Source organism: Streptomyces sp. NPDC096339 (assembly GCF_044762985.1).
Taxonomy (GTDB): domain Bacteria; phylum Actinomycetota; class Actinomycetes; order Streptomycetales; family Streptomycetaceae; genus Streptomyces.
This window is the reverse complement of the sequence record NZ_JBIWFI010000035.1, coordinates 1-18553: the sequence shown is the minus strand read 5'-3', so window position 1 is coordinate 18553 and position 18553 is coordinate 1. Positions and strand designations below refer to the sequence as shown.

Genomic DNA, 18553 nt, shown 5'->3' with positions numbered 1-18553 from the left:
GAGAGGAGGAACGGACGCGATGAGCGCGGCTCGCCAGAGCTTCCGCACGGGCACCGGCCCGCGCCCGCTGCCCGTCCCCGCCTCGGCCCTCCAACGGGACCTGCTCCTCGACACACTGGTCCGCCCGGGCGCCGGCGTCCACGCCGGTCAGCTGCTCGTGCGCTGGTACGGACCGCTGGACGCGGCCCGGTTCACCGCGGCCTGGCAGGCCCTCCACGACTCCGACGCCGCCCTGCGCACCGCGCTCGCCGACCCCGCGGGCGGGCTTCCCGCGATGGCCGTCCATCCCCGGGTGGAGCCGCGGATCACGCACGCCGACCCGGACGGCGCCGACTGGCACACCCTCGTCCGGCGCGAGCGGCTGCGCGAGTTCGACCTGCGCCGGCCGGGGCAGCTGCGCATCCTGCTGCTGGAGGAGACCACGCCGCCGCCCGGGGCCACGCGGATCCTGTTCACCTACCACCACGCCTTCCTCGACGGGCGCAGCATGCGCGGGCTGCTGCGGGCGTTCCTGCGCGCCTACCTCGCAGACGGCCGCCCGCTGGGCGGCGAGCGCCGGCCCGACGTACGCGACCACGCGCACTGGCTGGCCCGTCAGGACACCTCCGCGGCACGGGAGTTCTGGGTGCGGGCCGCCCCGCCGCCCGGGGCCGCGACCCTGCCCGCGCTGCGCTCCGCGCTCGCGGGCGAGCCGGACCGGTCCGGCCACGGGTGGAGCCGGGAACGGCTCACGCGGGCCGAGGCCGAGCGGCTGCGGGCCTGGGCCGCGGGCCGGGGGGCGAGCGAGTCGACGGCCCTGCACGCGGTGTGGGCGCTGCTGCTGTACCGGGCCGCCGCCGACGGCGGGCACCCGGACCCGGTGCCCGTCGCGTTCTCCGCGGCCGTCTCCGGCCGGGGCATCGGCCTCGCCGGCGCCGAGCTGCTCTCCGGCACGCTGCGCAACTCCCTCCCGCTGTCGGTGCGGATGCGGGCCTCGACACCGCTGGCGCTGCTGCTGGAGGAGCTCGGCGGGCAGGCGCTGGACCGGGCGGCGTACGAGTGGGTGTCCACGGGCCAGATCGAGGAGTGGGCGGGCGGACACCCCGGCACGGCCGCCGCGCCGCCGCCGCCCGCCCGGTCCCTCGTCGTCTTCGAACCGGGGTACGGGACCGACGCCGCCCTCGGCGCCGTCGCGCACGAACTCGCCGCGGAGGGCGTACGGGTGGACGCGCCCGAGGTCATCGAGGGGCACGCCGCCGTGCCCTTCACCCTCGTCGCCCACCACGACTCCGGGGGCGGGCTCCTCCTCACCGGCGTCCACGACCGCGACGGCCTCCCGGACGCCGCCGCGGCCGCGCTGCTCGCCCAGGCCGCCATGCTGCTCAGCGCCCTGCCCGACGGGCGGACCGCCCAGGACGTGGCCGGTGCCCTGACGCTGCTCGACGGCGTACCCGTACCACTGGCACGGCCCGGACGGGCCGCTCCGGCGCGGATCCTGCGGGCGGCCACCCGCCCCGGGGCGGGCACGATCTGCCTGCTGCCGCCGCCGGGTGCACCGCCCGGCTGCTACGACGGCCTCCCCGAGCTCTACGACGGCCCGCAGGCCCTGGCCACCCTGGGCACCCCGCCCGACGGGCAGGACCCGGTCGACCCGGTCCGGTGCCTGTGGGCGTTGCGGCCCGCGCTCGCCCGGGGCGAACCGGTGCTGCTCGGCGGCTTCTCCGGGGCCGGCGACGCCGCCCGGCAGGCCGCCGAACGGGTCGCCGCACACGGCTGGCCGGCGCCGCCGGTCGCGATCGCCGGGGCCGCGGACGGCGGCCCGGGTCCGCTGCGGACGCTGGCCCGCGCGCTGGCGGCGGTGGTGCGCAGCCCCCGCTTCACGTCCGCCTCAGCCCCGTCCACCTCCGTCCCACCGGCTCCCCCAGGCCCCTCGACCCCCTCAGACCCCTCAGTCCCCTCCGTTCCCAACCACCAGGAGTGACATGTCCCGCCGTCTGTTCACCTCGGAGTCCGTGACCGAGGGACACCCCGACAAGATCGCCGACCAGATCAGCGACACGATCCTCGACGCGCTCCTGGCCGAGGACCCGACCTCGCGCGTCGCCGTCGAGACCCTCATCACCACCGGTCTCGTGCACATAGCGGGCGAGGTGACGACGAAGGCCTACGCGCCGATCGCCAAGCTCGTCCGCGAGAAGGTCCTGGAGATCGGCTACGACTCCTCGCAGAAGGGCTTCGACGGCGCCTCCTGCGGCGTGTCCGTCTCCATCGGCGCGCAGTCCCCGGACATCGCCCAGGGCGTCGACACCGCGTACGAGAGCCGGGTCGAGGGCGATGAGGACGAGCTCGACAAGCAGGGCGCCGGCGACCAGGGCCTGATGTTCGGCTACGCCACCGACGAGACCCCCGAGCTGATGCCGCTCCCCATCCACCTCGCGCACCGGCTCTCCCGCCGGCTCTCCGAGGTCCGCAAGAACGGCACGCTGCCCTACCTGCGCCCGGACGGGAAGACCCAGGTCACCATCGAGTACGACGGCGACACCGCCGTCCGCCTCGACACCGTCGTCGTCTCCTCGCAGCACGCCGCCGACATCGACCTCGAGGGACTGCTGACCCCCGACATCCAGGAGCACGTGGTCGAGTACGTCCTCGCCCGGCTCGCCGAGGACGGCATCAAGCTCCAGACCGAGGGCTACCGACTGCTCGTCAACCCGACCGGCCGCTTCGAGATCGGCGGCCCGATGGGCGACGCCGGCCTCACCGGCCGCAAGATCATCATCGACACCTACGGCGGCATGGCCCGCCACGGCGGCGGCGCCTTCTCCGGCAAGGACCCGTCGAAGGTCGACCGTTCCGCCGCCTACGCCATGCGCTGGGTGGCGAAGAACATCGTCGCCGCCGGACTGGCCGGCCGCGCCGAGGTCCAGGTCGCGTACGCCATCGGCAAGGCCGAGCCCGTCGGCCTCTTCGTCGAGACCTTCGGCACCGAGACCGTCCCCGTCGCGGAGATCCAGCGGGCCGTCACCGAGGTCTTCGACCTGCGGCCGGCCGCGATCATCCGCGACCTGGACCTGCTGCGCCCGATCTACGCCCAGACCGCCGCCTACGGCCACTTCGGCCGTGAGCTGCCGGACTTCACCTGGGAGCGCACCGACCGGGCCGAGGCACTCAAGGCCGCCGCAGCCCGCTGACGGCTCACCCTCCTCCCCTTCCCAAGCCGCCCCACCCCGCCGACAGCGAGAGCCCGGCCCGACACGCCCCAGGAGAACCCGTGCGTATTGCGGTGACAGGATCCATCGCGACGGATCACCTCATGGCCTTTCCGGGCCGGTTCGTCGACCAGCTCCTTCCCGACCAGCTGGAACACGTCTCGCTGTCCTTCCTCGTCGACTCCCTGGAGGTCCGGCGGGGCGGGGTGGCGGCCAACATCTCCTACGGCCTCGGAGTGCTCGGGCTCGCCCCGCTGCTCGTCGGGGCCGTGGGACCGGACTTCGGCGAGTACGAGGTCTGGCTCAAGGAACACGGTGTGGACACCGGCGGAGTGCACGTCTCCGGCGGCCATCAGACCGCCCGCTTCATGTGCATGACCGACCAGGACTCCAACCAGATCGCCTCCTTCTACGCGGGAGCCATGGCGGAGGCCGCCGACATCGACCTGCGCGAGCTCGTCGCCTCCGCCGGCCCCCTGGACCTGGTCCTCGTATCGCCCAACGACCCGGCCGCGATGGTCCGCCACACCGAGGAGTGCCGCGCCCTGGGCATCCCCTTCGCCGCCGACCCCTCCCAGCAGCTCGCCCGGCTCTCCGGCGACGAGGTGCGGAGCCTGGTCGACGGCGCCCGCTGGCTCTTCACCAACGAGTACGAGTCCGCGCTGCTGCGCGAACGCGCCGAGTGGACGGCCGAGGACGTACTCGCCCGCGTCGACACCTGGGTGACCACCCTCGGCTCGAAGGGCGTACGCATCGAACGACAGGGCGCCCCGGCCATCGTCGTGGACGCCATCCCGAACGTGCCCGCCGAGGACCCGACCGGCGTCGGGGACGCCTTCCGCTCCGGCTTCCTCGCCGCCACGGCCAAGGACCTGCCGCTGGAGGCGGCCGCCCGGCTCGGCTGCGCGATGGCCGCCCTGGTGCTGCGGGCCGTCGGCTCGCAGTCGTACGAAGCCGACCCCGCCGAACTGCTGCGGACCGTGGGGACGGTGTACGGACGGGACGCCGAGCGGCAGCTGGAAGCCGTCCTGGGCCCGCAGGGAGGCACCTCATGAACCGGGTCGACTCCCTGCGCGAGGCGTTCGCCACGCGCGTGGTCGTCGCCGACGGGGCGATGGGGACGATGCTCCAGGCGCAGGACCCCTCGATGGACGACTTCCAGCAGCTGGAAGGCTGCAACGAGGTCCTGAACGTGACCCGGCCCGACATCGTGCGCACGGTCCACGAGGCGTACTTCTCGGTGGGTGTCGACTGCGTCGAGACGAACACCTTCGGTGCGAACTACGCGGCCCTGGCCGAGTACGACATCGCCGAACGCAACTTCGAGCTGTCGGAGGCGGGCGCCCGGATCGCCCGCGAGGTCGCCGACGAGTTCACGGCCTCGACCGGTCGGCAACGCTGGGTGCTCGGCTCCATGGGCCCGGGGACGAAACTGCCGACGCTGGGCCACATCACGTACGACAGGATCCGCGACGCCTACCAGGTCAACGCGGAGGGCCTGCTCACGGGTGGGGCCGACGCCCTCCTCGTGGAGACCACGCAGGACCTGCTGCAGACCAAGTCGTCGATCATCGGCGCCCACCGCGCCATGGACCGGCTGGGCATCAGCGTCCCGCTGATCTGCTCGGTGACGGTGGAGACGACCGGCACGATGCTGCTGGGCTCGGAGATCGGTGCGGCGCTGACCGCGTTGGAGCCGCTGGGCATCGACATGATCGGTCTGAACTGCGCGACCGGTCCGGCGGAGATGAGCGAGCACCTGCGCTACCTCGCCCGCAACTCCCGCGTCCCGATCTCCTGCATGCCCAACGCCGGCCTGCCCGTCCTGACGAAGGACGGCGCGCACTACCCGCTGTCCGCCTCCGAGCTGGCCGACGCCGAGGAGACCTTCGTCCGCGAGTACGGTCTCTCGCTCGTCGGTGGCTGCTGCGGCACGACCCCCGAGCACCTGCGGCAGGTGGTGGAGCGGGTCCGCGGCATGGTCCCGACCGTGCGTGATCCGCGTCCGGAGCCGGGTGCGGCGTCGCTGTACCAGACGGTGTCGTTCCGGCAGGACACCTCGTACATGGCGATCGGTGAGCGGACGAACGCGAACGGGTCGAAGAAGTTCCGCGAGGCGATGCTGGAAGCGCGCTGGGACGACTGCGTGGAGATGGCACGCGACCAGATCCGCGAGGGCGCGCACATGCTGGACCTGTGCGTGGACTACGTGGGCCGTGACGGTGTCGCGGACATGCAGGAACTCGCCGGCCGGTTCGCCACCGCCTCCACCCTCCCGATCGTCCTGGACTCCACCGAGGTCCCGGTGATCCAGGCGGGCCTGGAGAAGCTGGGTGGTCGCGCGGTCATCAACTCCGTCAACTACGAGGACGGCGACGGCCCCGAATCCCGCTTCGCGAAGGTCACGCGTCTCGCGCAGGAGCACGGCGCGGCGCTGATCGCGCTGACCATCGACGAGCAGGGTCAGGCCCGCACCGTCGAGCACAAGGTCGCCATCGCCGAGCGCCTCATCGAGGACCTGACGTCGAACTGGGGCATCCGCGAGTCGGACATCCTCATCGACACCCTGACCTTCACGATCTGCACCGGGCAGGAGGAGTCCCGGGGCGACGGCATCGCCACGATCGAGTCGATCCGAGAGCTCAAGCGCCGCCACCCGGACGTGCAGACCACCCTCGGCCTCTCGAACATCTCCTTCGGTCTGAATCCAGCCGCCCGTGTGCTGCTGAACTCGGTCTTCCTCGACGAGTGCGTCAAGGCCGGCCTCGACTCCGCCATCGTCCACGCCTCGAAGATCCTGCCGATCGCCCGCTTCGACGAGGAGCAGGTCAACACCGCGCTGGACCTGATCTACGACCGTCGTGAGGGCGACTACGACCCCCTCCAGAAGCTGATGGCCCTGTTCGAGGGCGTCAACACCAAGTCCCTGAAGGCCGGCCGCGCCGAGGAACTCCTCGCCCTGCCTCTGGAGGAGCGGCTTCAGCGCCGGATCATCGACGGGGAGAAGAACGGTCTGGAGGCCGACCTCGACGAGGCCCTGGCCACCCGTCCCGCTCTGGAGATCGTCAACGACACGCTCCTTGAGGGCATGAAGGTCGTCGGCGAGCTCTTCGGCTCCGGTCAGATGCAGCTGCCGTTCGTGCTCCAGTCCGCCGAGGTCATGAAGACCGCGGTGGCCCACCTGGAGCCGCACATGGAGAAGTCCGACGCGGAGGGCAAGGGCACGATCGTGCTGGCCACCGTCCGCGGGGACGTCCACGACATCGGCAAGAACCTCGTCGACATCATCCTCACCAACAACGGCTACAACGTCGTCAACATCGGCATCAAGCAGCCGGTCTCCGCGATCCTCGAAGCCGCAGAGGAACACAAGGCCGACGTGATCGGCATGTCGGGTCTGCTGGTGAAGTCCACCGTGATCATGAAGGAGAACCTGGAGGAGCTGAACCAGCGCAAGCTGGCGGCCGACTACCCGGTCATCCTCGGCGGCGCCGCGCTGACCCGCGCCTACGTCGAGCAGGACCTCCACGAGATCTACGAGGGCGAGGTCCGCTACGCCCGCGACGCCTTCGAAGGCCTGCGCCTCATGGACGCGTTGATGGGCGTCAAGCGAGGCGTCCCCGGTGCCGTTCTGCCCGCCTTGAAGCAGCGCCGCGTCGCCAAGCGGGACACCCCCGCCCTGCACGTGACGGAGCCCGAGCCCGGTGGCCGTTCCGACGTGGCCGTCGACAATCCGGTGCCCGCCCCGCCGTTCTGGGGGACCCGCGTGATCAAGGGCATCCCGCTCAAGGAGTACGCCTCCTGGCTCGACGAGACCGCCCTCTTCAAGGGCCAGTGGGGTCTGAAGGACGCCGACACCATCGAGTCGGACGGCCGGCCCCGACTGCGCGGCTGGCTCGACCGGCTGCACACCGACGGGCTGCTCGAAGCGGCCGTCGTGCACGGCTACTTCCCCTGCGTCTCCAAGGGCGAGGACCTGATCATCCTCGACGACAACGGCTCGGAGCGGACCCGTTTCACCTTCCCCCGCCAGGGCCGCGGCCGCCGCCTGTGCCTGGCGGACTTCTTCCGTTCGGAGGAGTCCGGCGAGACCGACGTCGTCGGCCTCCAGGTCGTCACCGTCGGTTCGAGGATCGGCGAGGAGACGGCCCGCCTCTTCGCCGCCGACGCCTACCGCGAGTACATGGAGCTGCACGGTCTCTCCGTGCAGCTCGCCGAGGCCCTGGCCGAGTACTGGCACGCCCGGGTCCGTGCCGAGTTGGGCATCGCCGGATCCGATCCGGCTTCCATGGCCGGCATGTTCCGCACCGAGTACCAGGGCTGCCGCTACTCCCTCGGCTACCCCGCCTGCCCCGACCTGGAGGACCGCGCGAAGATCGCGGACCTCCTCCGGCCGGAGCGGATCGGCGTGCACCTCTCGGAGGAGTTCCAGCTCCACCCCGAGCAGTCCACCGACGCCATCGTCATCCACCACCCCGAAGCCTCGTACTTCAACGCGCGCTGACCAGTACAGACAAGGAAGGAACGAGCATGGGAGCCGTCCTCACCGAGCACCCGGCGCTCTCGCCCCCGGCGACCGCGACCGCGCCCTCGACCCCGCCCACACCCTCAGCCGTACCCGCGGCCCGTCCCGACGTGCGCGAGCTGCTGGCCAGTGGACGGCGTTCGTTCTCCTTCGAGTTCTTCCCGCCGAAGACGGAGGCGGGGGAGCGCACGCTCTGGAAGGCGATCCGGCGCATCGAGTCGCTCTCGCCGTCGTTCGTCTCGGTCACGTACGGCGCGGGGGGTTCCTCCCGCGACCGTACGGTCGAGGTCACCAAACGGATCGCGGCCGAGACCACGCTGCGCCCGGTGGCCCACCTGACGGCGGTCGGGCACTCGGTCGCCGAGCTGCGGCACATCATCGGCCAGTACGCGGACGCCGGGATCCGTGACGTCCTCGCCCTGCGCGGTGACCCGCCCGGCGACCCGAAAGGCGTGTGGACCCCGCACCCGGACGGCTTCACGCACGCGCACGAACTCGTCAGCCTGATCCGCAGGCTGGGCGACTTCACGGTGGGCGTGGCCGCGTTCCCCGAGCGCCACCCGCGTTCGCCGGGCTGGACCGAGGACATCCGGCACTTCGCCGCCAAGTGCAGGGCGGGCGCCGACTACGCGATCACGCAGATGTTCTTCCAGGTGGAGGACTACCTGCGGCTGCGCGACCGGCTGGCCGCCGTCGGCTGTCTGACCCCGGTGATCCCCGAGATCATGCCCGCCACGGACGTACGGCAGATCAGCCGGTTCTCCGAGCTGAGCGACGCCCACTTCCCCGAACACCTCGCGAGCCGCCTGGAGGCGGTACGGGGCGACGCGGCCGCCGGCCACGCCATCGGGGTGGAGTACGCGACCGTCATGGCCGAGCGGCTGCTCGCCGAGGGCGCGCCCGGCCTGCACTACATCACCCTCAACCGCTCCACGGCGACCCGAGAGATCCACCAGAACCTGAACGTCAACTGACGCTGCACGCTGCCGCCCACACTCCGGAGTAGTCCATGCCCAGCCAGTCCACCGACACCGCCGCCACCGCCGAGTTCACCGACTACAAGGTCGCAGACCTCTCCCTCGCCGCCTTCGGCCGCAAGGAGATCACCCTGGCCGAGCACGAGATGCCCGGTCTGATGTCGATCCGGCGGGAGTACGCGGCGTCGCAGCCGCTGGCCGGCGCCCGTATCACCGGCTCCCTGCACATGACCGTGCAGACGGCCGTGCTCATCGAGACCCTCGTCGCCCTCGGCGCCGACGTCCGCTGGGTGTCGTGCAACATCTACTCGACGCAGGACCACGCGGCCGCGGCCATAGCCGCCGCCGGGATCCCCGTGTTCGCCTGGAAGGGCGAGACGCTGGAGGAGTACTGGTGGTGCACCGAGCAGGCGCTGACCTGGCCGGGCCACGCGGGCCCGAACATGATCCTCGACGACGGCGGTGACGCCACCCTCCTCGTCCACAAGGGCGTCGAGTTCGCGAAGGCCGGCTCCGTCCCGGACCCGTCCACCGCGGACAACGAGGAGTACGCGCTCGTCCTCGGCCTGCTGCAGAAGAGCACCATCGACTGGGTCACCCTCGCCGCCGGCATCCGCGGCGTGACGGAGGAGACCACGACCGGTGTCCACCGCCTCTACGAGATGCACAAGGAAGGCGCCCTGCTGTTCCCGGCGATCAACGTGAACGACGCCGTGACGAAGTCGAAGTTCGACAACAAGTACGGCTGCCGCCACTCCCTGATCGACGGCATCAACCGCGCCACCGACGTCCTCATCGGCGGCAAGACCGCCGTCGTCTTCGGCTACGGCGACGTCGGCAAGGGCAGTGCCGAGTCCCTGCGCGGCCAGGGCGCGCGCGTCATCGTCACCGAGATCGACCCGATCTGCGCCCTGCAGGCCGCGATGGACGGCTACCAGGTCGCGACCCTCGAAGACGTCGTCGAGACGGCCGACATCTTCATCACGACCACGGGCAACAAGGACATCATCATGGCCGCCGACATGGCCAAGATGAAGCACCAGGCGATCGTGGGCAACATCGGCCACTTCGACAACGAGATCGACATGGCCGGTCTGGCCAAGGTCGAGGGCATCGTCAAGGACGAGGTCAAGCCGCAGGTCCACACCTGGACCTTCCCCGACGGCAAGGTCCTGATCGTCCTGTCCGAGGGCCGTCTCCTCAACCTGGGCAACGCGACCGGCCACCCGTCCTTCGTGATGTCGAACTCCTTCGCGGACCAGACCCTCGCGCAGATCGAGCTCTTCACCAAGCCGGAGGAGTACCCGACCGACGTCTACGTGCTGCCCAAGCACCTCGACGAGAAGGTCGCCCGCCTCCACCTCGACGCCCTCGGCGTCAAGCTCACCACCCTGCGCCCCGAGCAGGCCTCCTACATCGGCGTCAAGGTCGAGGGCCCGTACAAGCCGGACCACTACCGCTACTGACGCGGCTTCCGATCGAAGACCGCCGGCCGGCTGCCCGCCCCGTCCCGACCGGGAGGGGCGGGCGGCCGGCAGAACCTCCCCACCGCCCCGGAGGAACCCCGTGACCATCAGTGAAATCGCCCCACCCCCGATCCAGGACCGTGCCGCGGAACTCGCCGAGATCAAGGCCATGGCCATCGCCGGGCCCGACCCGAAGGCCACCGAACGGCAGCACGCCAAGGGCAAGCTGACGGCGCGGGAGCGCATCGAGGCGCTCCTCGACGAAGGCTCGTTCCAGGAGATCGAGGCCCTGCGCCGGCACCGGGCCAGCGGTTTCGGCCTGGAGCACAAGAAGCCCTACACCGACGGGGTCGTCACCGGCTGGGGCACCGTCCACGGGCGGACGGTCTTCGTCTACGCGCACGACTTCCGCATCTTCGGCGGCGCCCTCGGCGAGGCCCACGCGCAGAAGATCCACAAGGTGATGGACCTCGCGGTGGCCGCGGGCGCCCCCCTGGTCAGCCTCAACGACGGCGCCGGAGCCCGGATCCAGGAGGGCGTCACCGCCCTCGCCGGCTACGGCGGCATCTTCCAGCGCAACACCAAGGCCTCCGGCGTCATCCCGCAGATCTCGGTCATGCTCGGGCCCTGCGCCGGCGGCGCCGCGTACTCCCCGGCCCTCACCGACTTCGTGTTCATGGTCCGCGAGACCTCGCAGATGTTCATCACCGGCCCGGACGTGGTCCGCGCGGTGACCGGTGAGGAGATCACCCAGAACGGCCTCGGCGGTGCCGACGTGCACGCCTCCGTCTCCGGGGTCGCGGCCTTCGCCTACGACGACGAGCACAGCTGCCTGGAAGACGTACGGTTCCTGCTGTCGCTGCTGCCCTCCAACAACCGTGAGACCGCCCCCCGCGAGGAGACCGGCGACCCCGCCGACCGCCGCACCGAGGCACTGATCAACCTCGTCCCGGCCAACCCGAACCAGTCCTACGACATCCGCAAGGTCGTCGAGGAGATAGCCGACGACGGCGAGTACTTCGAGATCCAGCCCGGCTGGGCGCAGAACGTCGTCGTCGCCCTCGCCCGCTTCGACGGCCACGTCACCGGCATCGTCGCCAACCAGCCCTCCTCGATGGCCGGTGTCCTCGACATCCACGCCAGCGAGAAGGCCGCCCGCTTCGTGCAGTTCTGCGACGCCTTCAGCATCCCGCTGGTGACCCTCGTCGACGTCCCCGGCTTCCTGCCCGGCGTCGACCAGGAGCACAACGGCATCATCCGGCACGGCGCCAAACTGCTGTACGCGTACTGCAACGCGACCGTCCCCAGGATCCAGCTGATCCTGCGGAAGGCCTACGGCGGCGCGTACATCGTCATGGACTCGCGCTCCATCGGTGCCGACGTCTCCCTGGCCTGGCCCAGCAACGAGATCGCCGTCATGGGCGCCGAGGGCGCCGCCAACGTCATCTTCCGCCGGGAGATCGCGGCGGCCGAGGACCCGGACCTCGAACGGGCGCAGAAGATCAAGGAGTACCAGACCGAGCTGATGCACCCGTACTACGCGGCCGAACGCGGCCTCGTCGACGACGTCATCGACCCGGCCGAGACCCGCTCCGCGCTCATCGGCGCCCTCGCCATGCTGCGCACCAAGTACGCGGACATCCCGTCCCGCAAACACGGCAACCCGCCGGTGTGACGGGCCACGGCACAGGAGGCAGCGGACCGATGACCATCCCCTGGAAGATCACCGGCGGCCACCCCTCCGCGGAGGAGACCGCCGCCCTCACCGCCGTCCTCACGGCCCTGCTGGCACGGCGGACCGCCGCCGCGCCGGCGCCGGCCGCCGACGGCCGGGCCCCCGACAGCGGCTGGCACCGCGCCCACCGCAACCCGCACGCCGCCGCGGGGATGTGGCGCGCCCGGTGAAGGAGCACTCCGCACACGTCACCGAAGTGGCGGAGGGCGTCCACGCGTACGTACAGCCCGACGGCGGCTGGTGCCTGAACAACGCGGGCGTCCTCACCGACGGGCGCCGCAGCGTGCTCGTCGACACCGCCGCCACCGAGGCCCGCGCCCGGCACCTGCGCCGGGCCGCGCTGCGGCTCGCGCCGCGGCCCCCGCACGCCCTGGTCAACACCCACTTCCACGGCGACCACACCTACGGCAACTTCCTCTTCCCCGAGGCCCTGACCATCGGCCACGAGAAGACCCGCACCCTGGTCGGCGCGGCCGGGCTGCACATGGCCGGGCTGTGGCCGGACGTCTGCTGGGGAGACATCGAGATCGCCCCGCCCGAGCTGACGTTTCAAGACCGCATGACACTCCACGTGGGCGACTTTGTCCGCGCCGAGCTCCTCCACATCGGACCGGCCGCACACTCCGTCGACGACACCGCGGTCTGGCTGCCCGAACAGGGAGTGCTGTTCACGGGCGACCTCGCCATGAACGGGGTCACGCCGTTCTGCGTCATGGGCTCCGTCGCCGGCTCCCTGCGGGCCCTTCAGCGGCTGCGTAACCTGGGCCCGACCACGATCGTCCCCGGCCACGGCCCGGTCGGCGGCCCGGAGATCCTCGACGCCAACGAGGCGTACCTGCGTTGGGTGCAGGGCCTCGCCAAGGAGGGCGCGGCGGCCGGGGTGAGCCCCCTCGAACTCGCCCGGGCCACCGACCTCGGCCCGTACGCCGACCTGCTGGACGCGGAACGCCTCCTCCCCAACCTGCACCGCGGATACGCGGAGGAGCGGGGACTGCCCGAGGGCACCCCGCTCGACATCGGGGCCCTCTTCGAGGAGATGGCCGGCTACCACGGGCGCCGTCCGGAGTGCCTCGCGTAGGGTCGCGCCCCGCCTTCCCCGGGCCCCGGGGCAGCCGCGTGCAGTTGTGGCCAGGCAACTAGTGGTCACGGCTCGGGGCGGGTACGCGCCCGGGCCGGTCCCTACGCTGGCGGACCGGGACACCACGCAAGCGCCCGGCGGCCCCAACGGGCCCTGGCGCGAACGTCGTTGACCAGTGCGGGTCACTGTCCCGGAGCTCAGTGCGAGCCACTTCGGTGGAAGGACGAGGAGTACCCGTGAACAAGTTGCGCGGGAACCCGTGGGCGGTCTTGGCGACGCTCGGTCTCGGGTTCTTCATGACGCTGCTGGACCTGACGATCGTGAACATCGCGATCCCCGACATGATGGAGAGGCTCGGCTCCTCCCTCGACGAGGCCCTGTGGGTGGTCAGTGCCTACGCGCTCGTCCTCGCCGTCACCCTGATCACCTTCGGCCGCCTCGGTGACCTGCGCGGCCCGCGCACCCTGTTCGCCGCGGGCGTCGTGCTGTTCACCCTGGCCAGCATCGCCTGCGGCCTCGCCGCCGGCCCCGGCACGCTCATCGCCACCCGCGCCGTGCAGGGCCTGGGCGCGGCCATGATGGTGCCGCAGACCATGGTGATGATCGTCGCCGTGTTCCCGGCGGACCGGCGCGGCGCGGCCATGGGCGTATGGGGCTCCATCGCCGGTGTCGCCACCATCTCCGGCCCGACGCTCGGCGGTCTGATCGTCAGCACCGTCGGCTGGCGCTGGATCTTCTTCATCAACGTGCCCGTCGGCATCGCCGTGCTCGCGCTGACCTTCATGCTCGTGCCCGACATCCGCCCGGCCCGCGCCCACAAGTTCGACGTCGTGGGCGTCCTCATCGTCACCGCCGCGCTGTTCTGCCTGAGTTTCGGCCTCCAGGAGGGCGAGCGCTACGACTGGAACGCGGGCATCATGGCGCTGATCGCCGGCGGCGTGGCCCTGCTCGGCGTGTTCGTGCTCCACCAGCGCCGCAAGCAGGAGGACGAGCCGCTCGTCCCGTTCGCGCTGTTCCGCGACCGGAACTTCACCGTGATGACCGTGATCGTCGCGCTCATTTCGATGGCCCTGCTCGGCCTGGTGCTGCCGATGAACATCTACCTGCAGTCCGTGCTCGGCATGTCCGCCGTCCAGGCGGGTCTGACCCTCGCGCCCTCACCGCTGCTGTCGATGCTGACCGCCCCGTTCGCGGGCCGGATGTCCGACAGGATCGGCGGCAAGTACGTCCTGCTGTTCGGCCTCGCCGTCTACGGCATCGGCATCTCGCTGGTGCTCGCCCTCGCCGCGGTCGACAGCCGCTGGTACACCTTCACGCTGCCCATGGCCGTCGTGGGCCTCGGCACCGGCTGCCTGCTCGCGCCGATGGCCACCGAGGCGATGCGGGGCGTACCGCCGCGGCTGGCCGGTGCCGCCTCCGGCGTCAACAACACCATCCGCCAGATCGGTTCGGTCCTCGGTGCCTCCGTCGTGGGCGCCGTACTGCAGAGCCGGCTCGCCACCACCCTGCACGAGGAGGCCGCCAACCGCTCCGGTGACCTGCCCGCGCAGAGCCGCGAAGGCTTCGTCGCCGCGTTCTCCCACGGGGCGAGCCCCGACGCCGGCGTGCTGAAGGAGCTCGCCGCGGGCCTGCCCGGGCAGGCCGCCCGGCAGCTCGCCGACGCGGCGCAGGCGGTCTACTCCCACGGGTTCGTCACCACCATGAACAGCACGCTGGTCCTGCCGCTCGGCGCGGTCGCCGGCTCCCTGCTGCTCTGCCTGGCCGCCAAGAACCACCTGGCGGTCAAGAAGGCCTCCGGGGCCACCGGGGCGAGCGCGCCGACGGCGCCGCCGCGGCCCGAACCCGCCCGCTGATCCCCGGTCCGGTCCGGGCCTCAGGCCATGCCGTCCGCGAAGTCGAGCATCCCGCTCGCGGCCACGCTCACGCCCGCCTGGAACCGGCTGGTGGACTCCAACTCCTCCATGATCTGGGAGATGTAGCGCCGGCATGTCCGTACGGACATGCCGAGGCGGCGCGCCACCATCTCGTCCTTGTGGCCCTGGGCCATCAGCCTGATGATCGACCGCTTCAGGTCGTCGGTCACGGCCGTCGGCTCCTCCGCGCCGGGGGAGAAGGAGGTGGCGCCCGCCCACAGGTGCTCGTACACCTTGCAGAGGAAGGCCACGAGCGTCGGCTCGCGCACCACGACCGCGCCCGGTTCGCGGCCGTCGACGTCCTGTTCGGGAAGGAAGACGATCTCGCGGTCGTAGATGACGATCCGGTCGATCAGCTCGTCCGTCGTACGGACCTCCGCGCCGCGTGCCGTCACCTCCCGCACGTACGCGGTGGTCGGCAGGTCGCTGCGGACGGTGTGCTGGTAGAGGTGGCGCACCTTCACCCCGCGGGCCAGCCGGGCCAGGGTACGGGGCCGCACGGCGTCGAGGGCCGAGATCGGCCTGGGACCGCCCGGCTGTGCGGTGAGCACCTCGGTACGGCTGCGGGCGCCCCAGTCGTCGAGCATCGCCTGCAGCACGTCGATGTCGCTGACGATGTCGAAGGCCTCGTCCTGGTTGCGGCGCCGGCGGCTCTCGAAGTAGGCGGGCTCCAGTGCCCGCATCCGGGCACGTACGTCCGTGACGGCCTGCTGCAGCTCGCGTATCCGTGTCTCGGTGGGGCCGACGAGATCGGCGGCGGCCGCGTCGGGGCTGACCGGGACGAAGGTGCCCGGTTCACCGGGCATGGGGAGCAACAGGCTCAGGGACCGCAGGACGTCCTCGATCCGGGCGGCCTCCGCGAGGTCCGTCCCGAGCGCCTCGGCGACCACCTGCCGCGTGTACCGGCCACGGGCCACGGCGTGCTGATAGGCGAGGGCGCAGTCGTCGTCGAAGTCGTCGGAGCGCGGCGAGGAAAGGGGTTCGCCGGTCATCTGGTGATACTCCCCCGTAGGTAAGGACCCGGTCGCGCGAGGCCACCCTAGGTGATGGGGGCGAATCATCCGATCCAGATGTATCGAGATTGATATAAACTCGTCCCTGTGAACGGAGTACAGCTCTTCCTGCTGGGGCGCACGCTGATGAAGATCGGCGAGGAGGCCATTCCCACCGATCGTGTCGCCAAGCGGCCCATGAGCACGCGGTCGGTCCTGATCGTGATGCTCGACATCTACGCGCACCCGGACACGACGGTCGGCGAGATCGCCACCCGCTCCGGTCTGCCGCAGAGCGCCGTGTCCGCCTGCGTGGCCCGGCTGCGGGAGACCGGATCGGTGGTGGCGCAGACCGACCCCCGGGACCGGCGCCGGACCCTGGTCCGGCAGAACCCCGAGGTGACCGACCGTCGTGCCGAAGTCGCCGGGGCGCGCATCGACGACGCCCTCGGCACGGCGCTCGGAACCGACGATCCCGTGGAGGTCGCCCAGGTGGTCGCCCTCCTGGAGGCCCTGGCCCGGCGCCTGTCGCCCGAGGCGCTGGCCCGGCTGGCACCGGAGTCGACCTGACGGAACGCCGACGGGGCGGCGTCCACCGACGTGGTGTCGGAGTACGTCGCCCGGGGCGGGACGTTGCGGGAAGTGGCCCGCGCTGTCATGGCGGTTACTTCGGGTCGCGCTTGAACGATGCGGTCGACCAGCGGTAGCCGAGCGCGGCCAGGCCGAGGGACCAGGCGACCGCGAGCCACCCGTTGTAGCCGATCTCGGTGCCGAGCAGCAGGCCGCGCAGGGTCTCGATGGCCGGGGTGAAGGGCTGGTACTGGGCGATCGGCTGGAACCAGCCCGGCATCGAGTCGATCGGGGTGAACGCGCTGGAGATGAGCGGCAGGAGGATCAGAGGGGTGGCGCTGTTGCTGGCCGCCTCGGCGTTCGGGCTGGCCATGCCCATCCCGACCGCGATCCAGGTGAGGGCGAGGGCGTAGAGCGCGACCAGACCGAAGGCGGCGAACCACTCCAGGACGCCGGCACCGGTGGAGCGGAAGCCGATGGCCACGCCGACGGCGCCGACGAGGACCACGCTGGCGACGGTCTGCAGGACGCTGCCGATGACGCGTCCGATGAGCACGGAACCGCGGTGGATGGCCATGGTGCGGAAGCGGGCGATGATGCCCTCGTTCATGTCGGTGGCGACGGAGACCGCGGCACCGATGACGGTGCTGCCGACGGTCATCAGCAGGATGCCCGGGACGATGTAGGCGATGTACTCGGACCGGCCGCCGCCGCCGATGCCGCCGCTCATCGCGCCACCGAAGATGTAGACGAAGAGCAGCAGCAGCATGATCGGCGTGAGCAGCAGGTTCAGGGTGAGGGACGGGTAGCGCCGCGCGTGCAGGAGGTTGCGGCGGAGCATGGTGGCGGAGTCGCGCACGGCAAGGGACAGGGTGCTCATCGGACAGCCTCCTTCGGCTGGTTGTTCTGGTTCGGGACGGTGGAGCCGGTGCTGCCGGTGAGGGCGAAGAACACGTCGTCGAGGTCGGGGGTGTGCACGGTGAGTTCGTCGGCCTCGATGCCGGCGGTGTCGAGGCGGTCCAGGATGGAGCGCAGGGCGCGCTGGCTGCCGTCGCTGGGGATCTGGAGCGCCAGTGCCTCGTCGTCGCGGGCGACCTCGTGGAGGGCGGAGGCGGCGGCGCGATAGGCGGCGGGGTCGGAGAAGCGCAGTCGTACGTGTCCGCCGGGGATCAGCCGCTTCAGCTCCTCGGCGGTGCCCTGGGCGGCGATCTTGCCGTCGTTGAGGACGGCGATCCGGTCGGCCAGCTCGTCGGCCTCCTCCAGGTACTGCGTGGTCAGAAAGACCGTCACCCCGTCGGAGACCAGCTCGCGGATGATCTGCCACATGTTGTGGCGCGAGCGCGGGTCGAGACCGGTGGTCGGCTCGTCCAGGAAGATGATCCGCGGGTTCCCGACCAGCGTCATCGCGATGTCGAGGCGCCGCTTCATGCCGCCGGAGTAGGTGGAGGCCGGCTTCTTCGCCGCCTCGACCAGGTCGAACCGCTCCAGCAACTCGGCTGCGACCCGCCGTCCTTCGCGCTTGGACAGGTGGTGCAGGTCCGCCATGAGGAGCATGTTCTCCTCGCCGGTGATCAGCCCGTCGACCGCGGAGAACTGCCCGGTCACACCGATCGCGCCGCGTACTGCCTGCGGGTCGGCGCCGAGATCGTGGCCGGCGACCTGTGCCTGTCCGTCGTCGGCGGTGATGAGGGTGGAGAGGATCTTCACGGCGGTGGTCTTGCCGGCGCCGTTCGGCCCGAGCAGGGAGAAGATCGTCCCCTCGGGGACGGCCAGGTCGATGCCGTCGAGTACGACCTTGTCCCCGTAGGACTTCCGCAGCCCGTTCGCCGCGATGGCCAGGTTGGTCATGATGAGTGCTCCTTCGGAGGCTTCGGGCGGGTCAGTTGCTGCGGGCGGTGATGTTGCCGTAGCCGGTGGTGGCGTGGATGTTGAGGCCGGCGTCGGGGCCTTCGGTGTTGCGCAGGGAGTTGTGGATGCGGCCGTAGGCGGTGTCGGCGTCGAGGGTGGCGGAGGTGCCGCGGGCGGTGGTGACGGCGATCTGGCCGTGTTCGGTGCGCAGTTCGAGGTCGCCTCGGATGGCGTCGGTGATCTGGATGTCGCCCTTGTGGG

The 18553-nt window shown here is 71.2% G+C and carries 14 protein-coding genes and 1 pseudogene; 11 read left to right on the top strand and 4 right to left on the bottom strand.

Going from position 1 to position 18553, the window contains the following annotated elements; all coding sequences use genetic code 11:
* Window positions 1-19: 19 nt before the first annotated feature.
* From ACIQ5Y_RS31870 to ACIQ5Y_RS31825, 10 genes are all read left to right on the top strand, one after another.
* On the top strand, window positions 20-1960 hold the full coding sequence (locus ACIQ5Y_RS31870; protein WP_403888260.1) for a condensation domain-containing protein: 1941 nt from the start codon (window positions 20-22) through the stop codon (window positions 1958-1960).
* 1 nt (window position 1961) lies between these two features.
* Window positions 1962-3170: a methionine adenosyltransferase gene (gene metK, locus ACIQ5Y_RS31865; protein WP_403888257.1), complete on the top strand. Its 1209-nt coding sequence runs from the start codon at window positions 1962-1964 to the stop codon at window positions 3168-3170.
* A gap of 80 nt (window positions 3171-3250) precedes the next feature.
* Entirely contained in the window at window positions 3251-4243 is a 993-nt protein-coding gene (locus ACIQ5Y_RS31860; RefSeq protein WP_403888254.1) for a carbohydrate kinase family protein, read from the top strand.
* Entirely contained in the window at window positions 4240-7692 is a 3453-nt protein-coding gene (metH, locus tag ACIQ5Y_RS31855; protein ID WP_403888251.1) for a methionine synthase, read from the top strand. The genes ACIQ5Y_RS31860 and metH overlap by 4 nt, the downstream gene beginning before the upstream one ends.
* A 26-nt stretch (window positions 7693-7718) precedes the next feature.
* Window positions 7719-8687, top strand: coding sequence for a methylenetetrahydrofolate reductase [NAD(P)H] (gene metF / locus ACIQ5Y_RS31850; protein WP_403888248.1), 969 nt, complete (start codon window positions 7719-7721; stop codon window positions 8685-8687).
* 35 nt (window positions 8688-8722) lie between these two features.
* Window positions 8723-10156 carry an adenosylhomocysteinase gene (ahcY, locus tag ACIQ5Y_RS31845; RefSeq protein ID WP_403888245.1) on the top strand — a complete coding sequence of 478 codons (1434 nt, stop codon included), beginning with the start codon at window positions 8723-8725 and terminating at the stop codon, window positions 10154-10156.
* A 169-nt stretch (window positions 10157-10325) separates the two neighbouring features.
* Entirely contained in the window at window positions 10326-11831 is a 1506-nt protein-coding gene (locus ACIQ5Y_RS31840) for an acyl-CoA carboxylase subunit beta (protein ID WP_403888474.1), read from the top strand.
* 29 nt (window positions 11832-11860) lie between these two features.
* Window positions 11861-12061 (top strand): acyl-CoA carboxylase epsilon subunit, encoded by a 201-nt coding sequence (locus tag ACIQ5Y_RS31835; RefSeq protein ID WP_403888242.1) that lies wholly within the window; start codon window positions 11861-11863, stop codon window positions 12059-12061.
* Window positions 12058-12969, top strand: a complete 912-nt coding sequence (locus tag ACIQ5Y_RS31830) for an MBL fold metallo-hydrolase (protein WP_403888239.1) — start codon at window positions 12058-12060, stop codon at window positions 12967-12969. The genes ACIQ5Y_RS31835 and ACIQ5Y_RS31830 overlap by 4 nt, the downstream gene beginning before the upstream one ends.
* 236 nt (window positions 12970-13205) lie before the next feature.
* Window positions 13206-14822 carry a DHA2 family efflux MFS transporter permease subunit gene (locus ACIQ5Y_RS31825; protein ID WP_403888236.1) on the top strand — a complete coding sequence of 539 codons (1617 nt, stop codon included), beginning with the start codon at window positions 13206-13208 and terminating at the stop codon, window positions 14820-14822.
* A gap of 20 nt (window positions 14823-14842) precedes the next feature.
* Here ACIQ5Y_RS31825 and ACIQ5Y_RS31820 read toward each other — a convergent pair whose 3' ends face one another.
* Window positions 14843-15874 (bottom strand): LuxR C-terminal-related transcriptional regulator, encoded by a 1032-nt coding sequence (locus tag ACIQ5Y_RS31820; RefSeq protein ID WP_403888233.1) that lies wholly within the window; start codon window positions 15872-15874, stop codon window positions 14843-14845.
* Between the two features lie 147 nt (window positions 15875-16021).
* Here ACIQ5Y_RS31820 and ACIQ5Y_RS31815 point away from each other — a divergent pair, with 147 nt between their 5' ends.
* On the top strand, window positions 16022-16444 hold the full coding sequence (locus ACIQ5Y_RS31815; RefSeq protein ID WP_403888471.1) for a MarR family transcriptional regulator: 423 nt from the start codon (window positions 16022-16024) through the stop codon (window positions 16442-16444).
* A 94-nt stretch (window positions 16445-16538) separates the two neighbouring features.
* Here ACIQ5Y_RS31815 and ACIQ5Y_RS31810 read toward each other — a convergent pair whose 3' ends face one another.
* The 3 genes and pseudogenes from ACIQ5Y_RS31810 to ACIQ5Y_RS31800 all read right to left on the bottom strand — a co-directional run.
* Window positions 16539-17324, bottom strand: a complete 786-nt coding sequence (locus ACIQ5Y_RS31810) for an ABC transporter permease (protein ID WP_403888230.1) — start codon at window positions 17322-17324, stop codon at window positions 16539-16541.
* Entirely contained in the window at window positions 17321-18292 is a 972-nt protein-coding gene (locus tag ACIQ5Y_RS31805; protein WP_403888227.1) for an ATP-binding cassette domain-containing protein, read from the bottom strand. Before ACIQ5Y_RS31805 ends, ACIQ5Y_RS31810 begins: the two co-directional genes overlap by 4 nt.
* A gap of 31 nt (window positions 18293-18323) precedes the next feature.
* A pseudogene (locus ACIQ5Y_RS31800) lies at window positions 18324-18553 on the bottom strand (hypothetical protein); the annotation flags it as partial.